This window comes from Nocardia carnea (assembly GCF_029869215.1).
Taxonomy (GTDB): Bacteria; Actinomycetota; Actinomycetes; order Mycobacteriales; family Mycobacteriaceae; genus Nocardia; species Nocardia carnea_B.
The window spans coordinates 1-14653 of record NZ_JARWPM010000374.1 but is presented as its reverse complement, the minus strand read 5'-3'; the positions used below and the strand labels follow the sequence as shown (position 1 = coordinate 14653).

Here is a 14653-nt window from a genome sequence, read left to right as displayed (position 1 = left end):
TTTCTCTACTGTTAACTCGACAAATCAAGTCTTCTGCCACACAACATAGACCAACAGCGCCATCATTCTATAACGTGTTCTACATGAACGATCGGGAATACGATGTGGTGGTGGTCGGCAGCGGCGCCGCCGGGATGACCGCCGCCCTCACCGCCGCGCACAACGGGCTGAGTGTGGTGATCCTGGAGAAGGCGCCGTACTACGGTGGGTCCACCGCGCGCTCGGGCGGCGGGGTGTGGATCCCCGGTAACAAAGCACTGCGCGAATCCGGCGGTCCCGACGACCGCGAGGAAGCGCGCCGCTACCTGCACAGCATCATCGGTGACGTGGTGCCCGCGGAACGGATCGATACCTACATCGACCGGGGCGCGGAAGCCATGGATTTCGTTCTCGCGCATTCACCGCTGAAGATGACCTGGGTCAAGGGCTACTCCGACTACTACCCCGAAGCCCCCGGCGGCCGGGCCGGTGGACGGTCGTGTGAACCGAAGCCGTTCAACGCCAAGGTCCTCGGCGAGGAGCGGTTCAATATCCACCCGCCCTATTCCAAGGCGCCCCTGAACGTGGCCGTCACGCAGGCCGATTTCGTCCGGTTGAATCTGATCCGCCGCCACCCGAAGGGCATGCTGCGGGCGCTGCGGGTCGGTGCGCGTACCTACTGGGCCAAGTTCACCAACAAGCATCTGATGGTGATGGGTCAGGCCGTGATCGCCGGGATGCGCAAAGGCCTGATGGATGCGAACGTGCCCCTGCTGCTCGATACCCCGATGACCAAGCTCGTCGTCGAGAACGGCAAGGTCACCGGCGTCGAAGCGACCCACAAGGGTGAGACGGTCACCTTCACCGCCCGCCACGGTGTGGTGCTCGGCAGCGGCGGGTTCGAGCACAACGCCGAAATGCGGACCAAATACCAGCGTCAGCCGATTACCACTGAGTGGACCACCGGCGCCGCCACCAACACCGGCGATGGCATCCTCGCCGGTATGGACGCGGGTGCCGCCATCGGCTTCATGGAGGACGCCTGGTGGGGTCCGACCATTTTCAAGGGCGGCAAGCCCTGGTTCGCGCTGTCCGAGCGCAACCTGCCGGGGTCGATCATGATCAACCCGAAGGGCGAGCGGTTCGGCAACGAATCGGCGCCCTACGTGGAAGCCGTGCACACCATGTACGGCGGCGAATACGGGCAGGGTGAGGGTCCGGGCGAGAACATCCCCACCTGGCTGGTATTCGATCAGCGCTACCGGAACCGGTACATGTTCGCCAGCCTGCAGCCGGGGCTGAAGTTCCCGTCGCGCTGGATGGAGAACGATCTGATCGTCAAGGCCGACACCCTGCAGGAGCTGGCCGAGAAGATCGGGGTCCCGGCCGACAACCTCGCCGCCACCGTCGAACGGTTCAACACGTTCGCCGAGACCGGTAAGGACGAGGACTACGGCCGCGGCGACAGCCAGTACGACCGCTACTACGGCGACCCGACCGTCAAACCCAACCCGTGCCTCGCCGCGCTGGTCCAAGGCCCGTACTACGCGGCCAAGATGGTGCCCGGCGATCTCGGCACCAAGGGCGGCCTGGTCGCCGATACCGCCGCGCGCGTGCTCCGCGAGGACGGCACCCCGATCGAGGGCCTCTACGCCTCCGGCAATGTGTCCACACCGGTGATGGGTCATACCTACGCCGGCCCCGGCGCCACCATCGGTCCGGCCATCGCCTTCGGCTATCTCGCCGTCCACGACATCATCGACCGCAAGAAGGCCGGGTCCGCCGCGTCGCCGGCCGAGGCCTGAGCCGAGGAGAAGTTATGCCCATTGATCCACAGGTCGCACTCGGCGCCGAACTGCCGAGCAAGGAATTCTCCTGGACCGCCTCCGACGTCGCGCTCTACCACCTCGGCATCGGCGCCGGCCACCGCTGGACCGATCCCGCCGAATTGCGCTACCTCGACGACCGGGACCCGCAGGTCCTGCCGACCTTCGCCACCGTCGCGCACACCCTGCGCGATACCGATCCGCCGAAGGTGAAATTCCCCGGCGTCGATATCGACCTGGCCAAAGTGGTGCACGGATCGCAGGAGATCCAGGTGCACCGGCCGTTGCCGGCCGCGGGGAAAGCGACCCGCACCGGCCGGATCAGCGAAGTCTGGGACAAGGGCTCGAACGCGGTGATCGTGCAGGAATTCACCGTCACCGGCTCCGACGGCGAAGCCCTCTGGACCGAGCGGTCGTCCATCTTCGCGCGCGGCGAAGGCGGCTTCGGCGGCGACCGCGGCCCCAGCAGCAAAGCCGAACTCCCCGCTCGGGACCCGGATTTCGACGTCACCACCGCGACCCTCCCGCAGCAGGCCCTGCTCTACCGCCTCTGCGGCGACCGCAACCCGCTGCACTCCGATCCCGAATTCGCGAAAGGCGCCGGCTTCCCGGCGCCGATCCTGCACGGGCTGTGCACGTACGGGATCATCTGCAAAACCGCCACGGACACGGTGCTGGAGTCCGTGGCGACCCGCGTCACCGGGTTCAAGGCACGGTTCGCCGGAGTGCTGTTCCCCGGCGAGACCCTGCGGTCACGTATCTGGCAGGAACCCGGCCGGCTGGTCATCAGCGCCACGGCCGCCGACCGCGACAACGCCCCCGTTCTGGGCGACGTAGTCCTGACTTACACCGTGTAGTCACCCGCTCGCAGTGTGCCGACGACCCCGAGGGCCGTCGGCACACTGCTTTTCGCTGTTCGGCCGGCTTCTCGCTCAGGTGAACAGGCGGGGTATCAACTGATCGTTCCGGGAGGCGCAATCCACTGCGTCGGCTGGCCGGTCACCTCGGACACTGCTTCGAAATCGTGGTCGTAATGCAGAACCACCAGGCGGTTCGCTTCTGCTGTTGCGGCGATTGCCAAATCCGCGACTCCCGCGCAGCGGTGCCGACCGCGCTCGGTCAACAGTTGCTGAATCTGATGCGTGCGCACCCAGAGACGGTCCGGGGTGGTCGCCCGGCCGAACAACTCGCCGATGAGTTCCTTTTTTCGTAACCGATCTGCCAGCGATTGCGCACCGAACAGCAGTTCCAGCTCCACCACGTCGCAGAGCGCGACCACTCCCGCAGTCAACGACTCGTGCCAGGTCTTGCGGAGGGCTGGATCGCGGAGGACCCTGATCGCAGCAGAGGTATCGATGAGGTAGCTGATCACCGGCGATACTCGGACTTGTCCAGCAAGATATCGAAGTCACCCCGCTCGGCCATCTCACCGAGTTCGTTCAGCGCATTCACCCGCTTGAGCCGCTTCGCGACCTCGATCAGGGCGGCGTTGACCGTATCCTTCTTGGTACCGGTACCCAGCAAGCGCTGAGCTTCGGCAAGCGCCTCGTCATCGACTTCGATCAGCAGTTTGGACATCCGAACCCCTTCATATTGGAAATATACAGTTTTAATATACCGTATATATACGCACGAGCGGTCGCGTATTCACGGCTGCTATCGCGTCACCCGATCTACTGGACGCGCGGTAGCGGAGCTGCGGGAGGAGGTGAGTAGATGCCATCGGAACCAGCTGACGTCCCGTTCGGCGGCCGGACGCCGACCAGCCACGAACGGATGGCGGGACAGCCGTGGGATGCGTCGTATCGGGACGGCCCCGCGCCCTGGGATCTGGGCGGGCCGCAACCCGCTGTGCGGCGGCTCGCCGCGGCCGGTGGATTCACCGGGTCGGTCTTGGACGCGGGCTGCGGGACCGGGGAGAACACGCTGTTGATCGCCTCGCTCGGCCTGCCGGTGCTCGGAGTCGACGTTGCCGGGACTGCCCTGGCGATCGCGCGTGAGCTGGCCGCCGAGCGCGGCATCGACGCCGAGTTCGCCGCCGCCGATGCCCTGCACCTGGAGCGCCTGGGACGCCGGTTCGATACGGTGCTCGACAGTGGTCTGTTCCATACCTTCGATACCGCCGAGCGAGCCGAGTACGCCCGGAGCCTGGCGGCCGTGACCGGACCCGGCGCAACACTGTATGTGCTGTGTTTCAGCGATACCGGGCCCGATCCCGGCCCCCATCCGGTCCGCCGCGACGAACTGGCGGCCGCGTTCACGCCCACGGCCGGTTGGCGGATCGGGTCGATCGACACCGAGCGGGTCGGGACGCGGTTCCACGAGAACGGTGCGCCCGGTTGGCTCGCCACGATGACACGGGTCCGGAATTGATCCGTTAAGATCACTGCTGCCTCTCGGTCCAGAAACCGGCCGCTGAGTGAGACGTGCGCCTCGGTGCCGTCGTTGTCGTGTGTGATCGGAGGCCGCGTGCCGGTGCCCCCTGGCATATTCGATTTCGTTCCCCTTCCCGCCGCTCGATGGTTTCGCGTGGCAGTCGTTCCGGTGACGCACCGATGCGTCGGCGGTGAACGTGCTCGCTGATCCGCGGGGCGCGGAGACAGACTGGGCGGCCGGCGCGGGCCGGTTCGGGCGGGAACCCTTCGTTCTGCTGGTGGAGGACGACCCCGGCGACGCGCTCCTGGTCGAGGAACTGGTCGCCGATGCCGAAATGGGTATGCGCCTCGGCTGGGTGCGCACCCTCGCCGAGGCAGGTGATCGGCTGCGGGTGGAAGCCCCGGACTGTGTGCTGCTCGACCTGAACTTGCCCGACGCACAAGGCCTGGAGGCGCTCGCCGCGATCCGCGCGCACAACGATCAGGTCGCGGTGGTGGTGATGACCGGGCTCGACGAGGAACACACCGGCCTGTCCGCCCTCGCCTCGGGTGCGCAGGACTACCTGGTCAAGGGCCGGGTGGAACCGGAGCTGTTCGCTCGCGCCGTCCGCTACGCCATCCAGCGCAAACAAGCCGAGCGCACCAGTGCGGCGCTGCAGGCGAGTCAGATGCGGGCGCAGGAGAACGCCCGGCTCGAACGCGGATTGCTCCCGACCCCGCTGCTCGGCGCCGACCGCGTGGTGGAGGTCGTGGCCCGATACCGGCCGGGGCGGGCGCACGCGCTGCTCGGCGGCGATTTCTACGATGTCGTACAGGACTCCGCCGGGGTGGTGCACGTCATCGTCGGGGACGTCTCCGGCCACGGCCCGGACGCTGCCGCCACCGGCGTGGCACTTCGGCTGGCCTGGCGCACATTGGTTCTCAGTGGGGTGACGGGCGAGCGGCAGCTACGCCTGCTCGAGCAGGTGCTGGTGGCCGAACGCGCCGATCGGCAGACCTTCGCCACCGCCACGAGCCTCATGCTGGACCGGCGGTCGGGACAGGTTGTGGTGCGCCGCGCCGGACATCCGGGTATGTTGCGGCACCGACGCGGCGAACTGAGCTGGGTGGAGGTAGACGGCGGGCCGGCGCTCGGATTCATGCCCGGTCGCGCGAATTGGCCGGCCGTGGAACTCGGCCTACCGGACGACGCGGGTTTGATGCTGTTCACCGACGGACTGTTCGAGGGTCGCGTGGGCCGGGCCGGGGCGCGGCTGGGCGAGGCCGGACTGCTGGAGGTCGCACGGGCGGTATTCGCGGAACGGCCCGCCGCATTCGTCGACGAATTGATCGCCCGTGTCGAGGGCCTGGCCGTCGAGACGGGCGGTCTGGACGACGATGTGGCCATCATCTATGTGCGCTGGAACGACCCACCCGGGGGTGAGATGTGCTGAGTAAATCCGGTTTCCGGGCGGCCGGGAGGTTCACCGCGCAGGCGTGGTTCCAACTGGTTTTCGGACTGATGATCCTGGTGGTGCTGCTCGGTGCCGTGGCGGGTGCACAGGTGATCGGCGAGACCAGCGAGGCGACCGACCGGCTGGTCCGGCAGACACTGCCCGCTGCCGCGGAGGCTTACCGCTTGCAGAGCGCGCTGGTCAACCAGGAGACCGGCCTGCGCGGCTACGCCCTCACCGCCGACCCCCGGTTCCTCGAACCCTATGCGGAGGGAAGGCGGGAGCAGGAGCGTGCGACCGGGCAGCTGCGGGCGCTGCTGGCGGACCGCCCGGAGCTGACCGCCGACCTCGATACCGTCGAACGCTGGGCGCGGCAGTGGCGCACGGATTACGCCGACCCCTTGGCCGCGGCCGCCGATGCGGATGCGGCTGCCGAGCTGGCCGCCACCACGGCGGTGCGGGCGAAAACCGTATTCGACGAACTGCGCACCTCGTTCACCGTCCAGAACGACCACCTGGCCGCCGCGGTCGCGGCGGACGAGCAGGCGATATCGCATGCGCGCACCGTCCGCGACATCGTCCTGTCCGGCCTGGTGATCACCTTCCTGCTGACCGGCGCGGTCTTGACCATCCTGCTGCGCCGGCTGGTGGTGCGCCCCCTGGCCGACCTCACCGATTCGTCGCTGCGGGTGGCCGAGGGCGAGTTCGACCATCACATCGAAAGCCGCGGTCCCGCGGATCTGCGGCAGGTGGCCGCGGCAGTCGAGCAGATGCGCCGGCGGGTGGTCGAGGAACTCGGGTCGTCGCGGTCACAGGGCGCGCAGTTGCGGGAGCAGAAAGCCGAACTGGATCTGCAGGCCGACGAATTGCGCCGCTCCAACGCGGAGCTGGAACAGTTCGCCTATGTCGCCTCGCACGATCTGCAGGAACCGCTACGCAAGGTGGCATCGTTCTGCCAGCTGCTGGAGAAGCGCTACGGCGCCCAGCTCGACGAGCGGGGTAGGCAGTACATCGATTTCGCCGTCGACGGCGCCAAGCGCATGCAGGTGCTCATCAACGATCTGCTGACCTTCTCCCGCGTCGGCCGGGTGGGCGACAGCACCGAACCGGTGTTCCTCGGCCGGGTGCTGGACAAGGCGCTGACCAACCTGTCGGCCGTCATCGAGGAGACCGAGGCCGTGGTCGAGCGCCCCGACGATCTCCCGGAGATCCTGGGCGAACCCACCCTGCTGACGATGCTGTGGCAGAACCTGCTCAGCAATGCGATCAAATTCCACCGGCCCGAACTGGTTCCGGTCGTCCGGATCGAGGTATCCCCCTCCGGCGAGGAGGCCGACACCCTGCTGTGCACCGTGAGCGACAACGGTATCGGGATCGCCCCGGAATTCGCGGAGAAAGTATTCGTGATCTTCCAGCGGCTGCACGCCCGCGACGAATACAGCGGTACCGGAATCGGTCTGGCCGTCTGCAAGAAGATCGTCGAATACCATGGCGGCCGGATCTGGGTCGATACCGGATACACCGAAGGGACCCGTATCTGCTTCACTCTGCGTGCCGAGCCGGTGGCTGCGGCCGCTCCTGCGGCGCTGCCGGGCGAAGAAGCCGGCGCAGCGCAGTCACCAAATATCCCGACCGAAACGACCGAAGGAATCAACGCATGACCGTGCCGGGACGACCGATCGATATCCTGCTCGTCGAGGACGATCCCGGCGACGAGCTGATGACCCGGGAAGCGTTCGAGGACAACAAAATCGGCAACACGCTACATGTCGCCCACGACGGTGAGGAGGCGCTCGATTTCCTCTACCGCAACGGGGAGTACACCGACGCGCCACGCCCCGACCTCATCCTGCTCGACCTGAACCTGCCGAAGTACGACGGCAGGCAGGTCCTGGAGAAGATCAAAGCCGATCCGGATCTCTCCCATATCCCGGTGGTGGTGCTCACCACTTCCGCGGCCGAGGAAGACATCCTGCGCAGTTACAAACTGCACGCCAACGCCTACGTCACCAAGCCGGTGGATCTGGACCAGTTCGTCGCCGCGATCAAGCAGATCGACGATTTCTTCGTTCAGGTCGTCCGCCTGCCGCGCACCCGGTAGGCCGGGGGCGGGTTACGACGCCGAGGTACCGACGGCGAGGGCGGCGTCCAGCGAGTCGTACACCGCCAGCATCTTGTCGAGACCGGTGAGTTCGATGGGCCGGCGGACGGCCTCGGAGGCCACCACACGCACGCCCTCCGCGCCCGCCGCCTCGGTGATCACCAGCAGTACGCTCAACCCGGCGGAACCGAGGAAACCGACCTCGGACATATCCACCACCAACGGTGTTCCGCCGCGCTGCGCCCCTTCGAGGGCGGTCTGCAACTGCGGTGCCGAAGCCATATCGACCTCGCCGTGCACGGTGACGATGGTGGTTTCGTCCGCCTCGCGCACCTGGACGTCGAGCATGCGGGACGCGCCTTCGCTGCTCACCGTGCACCTCCCGGTTCGCGATTCGCCACTTCTCCACCTCTATTACCTCGAGGCCCCGATCCGGAACGCGACCGGGGCGATAAGTGATCTTCGCGATCAATCTACCCGATTTCCCGCATCGCAATCAGCGCGTTATCGCGCCTGATCTGCGATTCATACGGCTGCGCGCGCGGTGTCCGCATGATCACCGACGCTGAGCCGCATGCCGGGTGAGTGAATGGGTATGGCTATCCGCAAGCACAGTCCGACTGCGCCACCGGTCGAACGCCGGGCGCAGCCGCGCCTGCGCCGTCCGCCGGCGAGAGCTACAGGAGGCGATGACGTTGACGATGGCCCGCCCCACCGGGCTGCCCAGTCCGCCGAGCCGGTTCCAGCTGGACTTCCCGGCGAAACCCGCCGCGCTGGCCGAGGTCAGGCACGCGATGCAGGACTGGTTACGCGACTCCCCGCTCGACGAGCGCACGGCCTACGATGTGCTCCTCGCCACCGGTGAGGCGTGTGCCAACGCGATCGAACACGGCCATCGCGGCGACGGCGGGACGGTCCGGCTACGAGCCGCCCTCGATTCGGCGGGACTGCGGATCACCGTCCGCGACCGGGGTCGCTGGAGGCCTCCGGCACCCGGCCCCGACCCGATCCGCGGCCGCGGTCTCGCCATGATCCGGACATTGCTCAGCGAGGTGAAGATCACCACCTCCGAGCACGGCACGACCGTCGAGATGTGGACCCCGATCCCCCCGTGACGGCGGCCGCGGGTCACGTCGCCGTCGCCCAGTCCGGCAGCGGTTCGCGCGCCGACAGCCACCGCTCGGGGACACCGCACGTCCCGCCGACACCGGTATGCGCGGCCACCATGCCGCCGACGATCGCCGCGGTGGTGTCCACATCTCCGCCCGCCTCGATACACGCGGTGACCGCGGCGGGGTAGTCGTCGAGGAAAGTGGCCGCCGCCCACAGCGTGAACGGAACCGTATCCGGCGCACTGACCTGCGCCCCGTTACCGAGCTCATACGCCGCTTCGGCGGCGGACCGGCCGAGCAATTTCCGTGCCCTGCGGATACCGTCACCGGTCCGCCCCGCGATCAGATACGGCTCGACGGCACTCAGCAGTTCATCCGGCCCGCAATGCTTCCCCCGAGTCCCGGCACAGTGACTCGCCGCGACTGCCACGGCCATCGCGCCCACGATCGCTTCCGGATGCCGGTGGGTGACCTCCGCGGACAGCGCCGCCTGAGCCGCCGCGCGGTCGGGGTCACCGGCGAAGTACGCACCGAGCGGAGCCACTCGCATCGCCGCGCCGTTCCCCCACGACCCGCGCCCGCCGAAGGCCGCACCCGCCGCCTCGGCCCACGGCCGGCCGTCGCGGATCTCGTGCAGCACAACGACGGTGCCGCCACCATAGCCGCGGTACGGCTCGCAGCGTTGCGCGAAGGCGGCCGCGAGCCTGTCCCGGTCGATGGTTCCGTGGTCACGTAGCTCGGAATACACCGAGCACGCCATCTCGGTGTCATCGGTCCACGGCCATGGGCTCGCGGGGAACCGTCCGGCCCGCAGATCCGCTACCGAGATGCCGGGTACGAAGAATTGCGCCCCGAGCGCATCGCCGACGGACAGACCGTCGAGGCTGTCCCGTACTGGATCGGAAAGCTGTCGCATACCGGCGCAATACTGCCAACCGGCATCCGCCCCCGCAACAGGCCGGGATATCGGCGGGCCGGCTCGCCACAATCGCACGGGTCCCCGCCCACCGCGCACAGCCGTTAGACGGCGGCGAACTATGAGACGACTTCGGCTCTGCGCCCGCAGAATTCGGGTTTGCGCCCACTTTCTTCGGGTTCGGGGCACGGTCGGAGCGCAGAGGCCGGAGCAAACGCCGCGGAGTGATCTCATGGGCGAACCTCCGGTGGCTGCCGGACCAGTCGAAAGGAATGTTCGTGTCGACCGCACTGCCCGCCTTCCCAGCCGTGAACGAGAAACCACTCGACACCTGCATCCGGCTGCGAGAGATCGCACCCGTCGTCCAGGTGGAATTTCCCGGCGGCGTCCCCGGTTATCTCGCGCTGACCCACCAGGCCGTTCGCGAGATCCTCGCCGGCGACAACAGCACCTTCGCCCGCGACCCCCGGCATTGGCCCGACCTGCACAACGGCGTCATTCCGCAGGACTGGCCGTTACGCGCGGTGGTGCAGGGCGAACACCTGTCGACCAAGGACGGTAGCGACCACCGGCGCCTTCGTGGCTTGATCAGCAAGGCGTTCACACCGGGCCGGGTGGCGATGCTCGAACCGCGTATCCAGGAAATCATCGACGGACTACTCGACGAAGTGGTGGCTGCCGGCGACGGGGTGGACCTGGTGCCCACGTTCACCGAAGCCGTGCCGATGGCGGTGATCTGCGAGCTGTTCGGGGTGCCGGAACAAGACCGGAGCCGATTGCGCGATTGGACCGCGACCTTGCTGGCGCAGAACAGTTCTCCGGAGCAGGCTTTCGCGGCGCAGGAAGGTCTGCAGAAATATCTGTACGAACTGGTGGGCCGGAAGGCGGCCGAGCCGGGGGATGATCTCACCACGGGCCTCGTGCGGGCGCGGGAACACAACGACAAACTCACCGACGAGGAACTGGTGGCAGTCCTGTGGATCATGCTCGTCGCCGGTCACGAAACCACCGTGCACATGCTGGGAAACGCGATAATCGCGCTGTCACAACATCCCGATCAACTCCGGGCGGCAAAGGCGGACGGCCTGTGGGCCGATGTCGTCGAAGAGACCGTGCGCTATCGCCATTCGGTGATGATGACCAGCTGGAGGTTCACCCTCGCAGACGTCGACATCGCGGGTGTGGCCATTCCGAAAGGAAACGCGGTCGGGGTGGTCTACCAGGCGTGCGGTGTAGACCCGGCCGAATACGGTGAAACAGCCGATCAGTTCGATATCACCCGCGAACAACGGTCCGGGCATCTCGGCTTCGGGCACGGACCTCGCTACTGTATCGGTGCCGGACTCGCTCGGCTCGAAGGCCGGCTGGCGCTGGCATCGCTGTATCGGCGGCTGCCGGATCTGCAGCTCGCCATCGACCCGGAGCAGATTCCCTACACTCCCTCGTTTTTCACTATCGGGCCGCTGTCCATTCCGATCTCGCTCGGCGGGGCCCGATAACAGCCGTCATCGGTCGCTACCGCCGATGTCATCCGGTAGGACGGACACTGTGCAGTTCTATAGCGTCACCGCGCGTAGTTCGGCTTCGTGGACCACGATCGCCGACAGTCTGATGCCGATGGATCACGACTACCATGGGCCAAGCCGGTGGAGCGCGACCATGTCGGTGCAGGAGAGCGCCGGTTACCGCTTGCTGCTCTGGGATCAGCAGGGAGCGCGGACGTCGAGCCGGACACGGAAACATATCCGCCGGATCGCGGGCGATGATTTCTACTGGATCGTGGTCCCGGAAAGTGGGACCTATACCGTCCGATACCAGAGCGGCGCTGTCACCAACGCCGGACCCGGCCGGGGTGCTGTCACTGTGCTCGATACGGTGTGCCATCTTCAGATTCCGCGTTCATGTGCCTACGCGTTCCAGGTGCCGCGCGCGGAAATAGACGGCTTCGCCGGTCTTTCCGGAACGCGCACAGCGGAGCTGGATATGTCGTCCGGACTGGGCCGGATCACCCGGACACTCATCCGTAGCACGCACGCCGAGCAGGGGGCGCTGACAGAGCGTGAGTTCGACGCGGTGTGCCGGCGCATCGGGGAACTGTTGTGCATGCTCGCGATCGGTGAGGTGAGCCCGCAACAGAGCCAGTACATCGAGGTCACCGAGCAGGTCCGCCGATACATTCGTACCCATATCGGCCACCGGGACGTCCGATTGCCCGCGGTCGCCGCTGCACTGGGCTGGTCGCCCCGGCAGGTGCGTACCATTCTGTACCGCAGTGGAATCAGCTTCCGGGATCTGCGGCAGGCCGAGGCAATGCGCGCCGCATGTGCCTTCCTCGAGAATCCCGCCTACTCGGCTGTACCGATCGGCGAACTGGCCGCTCGATGTGGGTTCAACCCCTCGTGGTTCTCCACCGCATTCAGGGAAGCCATGGGCGAGACCCCGCGGGAGTTCCGGCAGCGCAGACGCAGGGAGCTCGCCACGGCAGCAGCCGACGAGAGGGGCGAGCGCGGTGGGTCGTGGAGCTCCGAATCACCGAGTTCGGTCACGGGCCGGGCCGCCACCTCGTCGAACGGCTCGTAGCCCGGGCAGGCGTTCACTGCCGCACTCAGGCTCGCTGCTCGGCCGATCGGTGTCTACTACGGGCAGGTGGTGGCGAGCGGCCCACCACGCAGGGCGGAAGCGATCAACTCCTGGAAGGCACCGTCGCGTGGTTCGTTACGGTGAATCACGTGCCGGCCCGGGCAGAAGTCCTGGACACTCGCGTTGACGGCGCCCGGCAGCGGCTCACGCTCCGGGCCTTCGTTCTCGGAGAACAGGTGGTAGGCAACCAGGCCCGGCGGGACCGCGGGTGGCTCGTTGAGCGCGCGCAGGAACGGGGATCCCGGCGCGATATCCCGGCATCCGGGCCAGAACAAGGAGCAGAGAAAACCTAGCGACTGACCCGAATTCGGAGTGCCGAAATCGACATAGGTGCCCACCGATTCGCCGCCGCGCAAGAACTTGACGTAGTGCCGGGCGGCGAGCCCGCCCATCGAATGCCCGGCCAGGTCGACCCGTGCCGCACCGGTCTCCCGCCGGATCTCTTCCACCGCCTGCCCGACCGCTGCCGCCGATTCGGCGATGGGCGCCGAACCCGTCGGCGCCCCCGAGAGAGACGGCACGGCCGGAAGAACCATCGAATAGGCGGGATAGCCCCATTCGTCCAGTGCTTCGCGCAGTTCCTCCAAGATTCCCTGGTCGGCGTCGAATCCGCCGATGACCAGTACGGGATTCGGTGCCGCGGGGCGTGGTTGGGCGAACGCGGCCGGAGCGGCCGCGGAACCGAGGCCCAGGCAGACGATCAACAGGCCGATTCGAACGAGCAGCGCGAGAATGGTTTTCATCGACCTGCTTTCTTGAGCTGTGCGCCGACGATCTGCAGAAACCGAGACTACGAAGCCAACGACGGTGAATGCTAATGCGTCGCCGAAGAAGTCGTGGGAGGCGCGGCGATCGTACGATGCGCGCCATCGATATCCGGTTTGCGAACCGACTCCAGGCGCATCGTCGCACGCGCCGTGGGCTTGCGGTGGCTACGTCCGCGAGTCCAGCGAATATGCTGCGTTCACCACGGGCCCCGGCCGAAGCTGATCTGGAAAGGGTTCGATCGCGGATAGTACGGCTCACCCGCCGGTGTACGGAGACCGTACATCGCCTCTGACAGCTCGTTCACGGTTGTCACCTGCACCGCATCCGTCACGATCGAGTACGACTCGGTCGTTTCGTCCCACGTCAACGGATATTTCGGGGCGTACCAGAAGGAATACACTTCGGGGGACCCGTCCGCACCGGTGCGTCCGGACGCCATGGTGACGTGCTCGGCGTTATCGTTCCACATCACGATGTCGCCCCGCTGCGGGCGCGGACCGCCCGGTTCGCCGGTGTACACGCGACGGCCCTCGGGGATCAGCCAGTCCCCCATGCGGTGCAGCCACGAGTCGAGATAGTCCTCACGCCAGGTGCCATCCGCATTGCGCGGCAGTTCGAACAGCTCACGCAATTGGTGCTTGTCCAGCACACCGGCCCGGCCCGCCGCATAGCCGACCATTTCCCAACAATTCAGGCCGTAGTGCTCGTTCAGCGGCGCGAGTGGCCCCTCGGCCCGGAGCCATGTTTCGAACGCCCGATGGTCTTGCTGCAACAGCTTGGGGTCGTAGTTGGCCCAGCGTGCCCGGTCTCCGGCGCGGTATATCCGTTCCAGCTCATCGGCGACCATGACGGGGCCGTCCATCCTGCCGCCGGCAGATCTCCGCAAGTGGGACCGAATAGTTACCTGCCTGTAGCCGGTCTCGGATTCCTCGGCGACACGACGTACATATCTGCCCGATTCCGCGCTCGACCGGCGATACTCGCATGTCGACCTTGATCTATTGAGTCGAAGCGCCACGTTTCTGCTCGGAGCCTCGTTGTTGCGCTCGCGTCCACGGCGCCTTTCGGTTCGATAGCTGCCGGGATGAGCCGTAAGCAGGAGGATCGCTATGAAGCGCGGAAAGCTCGCATGGGTCGTTGCCCTTTCGGGAACCCTCGTGGTCGCCGGCACCGCGGCGGTCGCACCAGCCGCATGGACACAACCGGCGCTAACGCAGTCCAGTTCCGGGGGCGAGATTCTCCGTACCGAAGTATCGCAACCGGTGTTTCCGATTCCCGGACTGCCCGGGACGTCGCCGGCGCGGTCGACGCGCCTCACCTACGCCAGCAGCGATACCCATGATGCGCCGACCACGGTCGTGGGGACGTATCTGGAGCCGAGCCCGCCGGCGGGCGGCCCGCGCGCACCCCCCGAGGTAGCGTAAGCGGGCGGGACCCCCGGGCAAGGCCCCGAATAAGCCCCAAAAGCGCAGGTGTCGCAACAGGTGCCATAAAAACCCCCCC

Annotated in this window: 15 protein-coding genes; 9 read left to right on the top strand and 6 right to left on the bottom strand. The window is 66.8% G+C overall.

What is annotated here, in order from left to right; genetic code table 11:
* The first annotated feature begins 74 nt into the window (after positions 1 to 74).
* Together kstD and QH276_RS26825 are read left to right on the top strand one after the other, a co-directional pair.
* Positions 75 to 1784, top strand: a complete 1710-nt coding sequence (gene kstD, locus QH276_RS26830) for a 3-oxosteroid 1-dehydrogenase (RefSeq protein WP_280396678.1) — start codon at positions 75 to 77, stop codon at positions 1782 to 1784.
* A gap of 14 nt (positions 1785 to 1798) precedes the next feature.
* The gene (locus tag QH276_RS26825; RefSeq protein ID WP_280396677.1) at positions 1799 to 2662 is read left to right on the top strand and encodes a MaoC/PaaZ C-terminal domain-containing protein; all 864 of its coding nucleotides are present in this window, start codon (positions 1799 to 1801) and stop codon (positions 2660 to 2662) included.
* 95 nt (positions 2663 to 2757) lie between these two features.
* On the opposite strand, the gene QH276_RS26820 is transcribed toward QH276_RS26825, so the two are convergent.
* Both QH276_RS26820 and QH276_RS26815 read right to left on the bottom strand, forming a co-directional pair.
* Positions 2758 to 3177 carry a PIN domain nuclease gene (locus QH276_RS26820; protein ID WP_280396676.1) on the bottom strand — a complete coding sequence of 140 codons (420 nt, stop codon included), beginning with the start codon at positions 3175 to 3177 and terminating at the stop codon, positions 2758 to 2760.
* Positions 3174 to 3383 carry a type II toxin-antitoxin system VapB family antitoxin gene (locus QH276_RS26815; protein WP_280396675.1) on the bottom strand — a complete coding sequence of 70 codons (210 nt, stop codon included), beginning with the start codon at positions 3381 to 3383 and terminating at the stop codon, positions 3174 to 3176. Before QH276_RS26815 ends, QH276_RS26820 begins: the two co-directional genes overlap by 4 nt.
* 138 nt (positions 3384 to 3521) lie before the next feature.
* On the opposite strand from QH276_RS26815, the gene QH276_RS26810 reads away from it, so the two are divergent.
* The 4 genes from QH276_RS26810 (at position 3522) to QH276_RS26795 (ending at position 7714) form a co-directional block, all read left to right on the top strand.
* Entirely contained in the window at positions 3522 to 4178 is a 657-nt protein-coding gene (locus tag QH276_RS26810) for a class I SAM-dependent methyltransferase (protein ID WP_432278543.1), read from the top strand.
* A gap of 193 nt (positions 4179 to 4371) precedes the next feature.
* Positions 4372 to 5613 (top strand): PP2C family protein-serine/threonine phosphatase, encoded by a 1242-nt coding sequence (locus QH276_RS26805; RefSeq protein ID WP_432278542.1) that lies wholly within the window; start codon positions 4372 to 4374, stop codon positions 5611 to 5613.
* Positions 5614 to 5681: 68 nt separating this feature from the next.
* Positions 5682 to 7274 (top strand): sensor histidine kinase, encoded by a 1593-nt coding sequence (locus tag QH276_RS26800; RefSeq protein ID WP_280396693.1) that lies wholly within the window; start codon positions 5682 to 5684, stop codon positions 7272 to 7274.
* Positions 7271 to 7714, top strand: a complete 444-nt coding sequence (locus QH276_RS26795) for a response regulator (RefSeq protein WP_280396674.1) — start codon at positions 7271 to 7273, stop codon at positions 7712 to 7714. The genes QH276_RS26800 and QH276_RS26795 overlap by 4 nt, the downstream gene beginning before the upstream one ends.
* A 12-nt stretch (positions 7715 to 7726) precedes the next feature.
* Here QH276_RS26795 and QH276_RS26790 read toward each other — a convergent pair whose 3' ends face one another.
* Positions 7727 to 8086: an STAS domain-containing protein gene (locus tag QH276_RS26790; RefSeq protein ID WP_280396673.1), complete on the bottom strand. Its 360-nt coding sequence runs from the start codon at positions 8084 to 8086 to the stop codon at positions 7727 to 7729.
* A 317-nt stretch (positions 8087 to 8403) separates the two neighbouring features.
* Between QH276_RS26790 and QH276_RS26785 the strand changes: the two genes are divergently transcribed.
* Complete coding sequence (locus QH276_RS26785) at positions 8404 to 8829, top strand: ATP-binding protein (RefSeq protein WP_280396672.1); 426 nt, start codon at positions 8404 to 8406, stop codon at positions 8827 to 8829.
* Positions 8830 to 8842: 13 nt separating this feature from the next.
* Here the strand turns inward: QH276_RS26785 and QH276_RS26780 are convergent, their stop codons facing one another.
* On the bottom strand, positions 8843 to 9742 hold the full coding sequence (locus tag QH276_RS26780) for an ADP-ribosylglycohydrolase family protein (protein WP_280396671.1): 900 nt from the start codon (positions 9740 to 9742) through the stop codon (positions 8843 to 8845).
* Between the two features lie 278 nt (positions 9743 to 10020).
* Between QH276_RS26780 and QH276_RS26775 the strand changes: the two genes are divergently transcribed.
* Positions 10021 to 11241 (top strand): cytochrome P450 family protein, encoded by a 1221-nt coding sequence (locus QH276_RS26775; protein ID WP_280396670.1) that lies wholly within the window; start codon positions 10021 to 10023, stop codon positions 11239 to 11241.
* A gap of 49 nt (positions 11242 to 11290) precedes the next feature.
* Complete coding sequence (locus tag QH276_RS26770) at positions 11291 to 12322, top strand: AraC family transcriptional regulator (RefSeq protein ID WP_280396669.1); 1032 nt, start codon at positions 11291 to 11293, stop codon at positions 12320 to 12322.
* Between the two features lie 56 nt (positions 12323 to 12378).
* On the opposite strand, the gene QH276_RS26765 is transcribed toward QH276_RS26770, so the two are convergent.
* Together QH276_RS26765 and QH276_RS26760 are read right to left on the bottom strand one after the other, a co-directional pair.
* Complete coding sequence (locus tag QH276_RS26765; protein WP_280396668.1) at positions 12379 to 13125, bottom strand: esterase/lipase family protein; 747 nt, start codon at positions 13123 to 13125, stop codon at positions 12379 to 12381.
* Positions 13126 to 13346: 221 nt separating this feature from the next.
* Entirely contained in the window at positions 13347 to 14012 is a 666-nt protein-coding gene (locus QH276_RS26760) for a hypothetical protein (RefSeq protein ID WP_280396667.1), read from the bottom strand.
* Between the last annotated feature and the right edge of the window lie 641 nt (positions 14013 to 14653).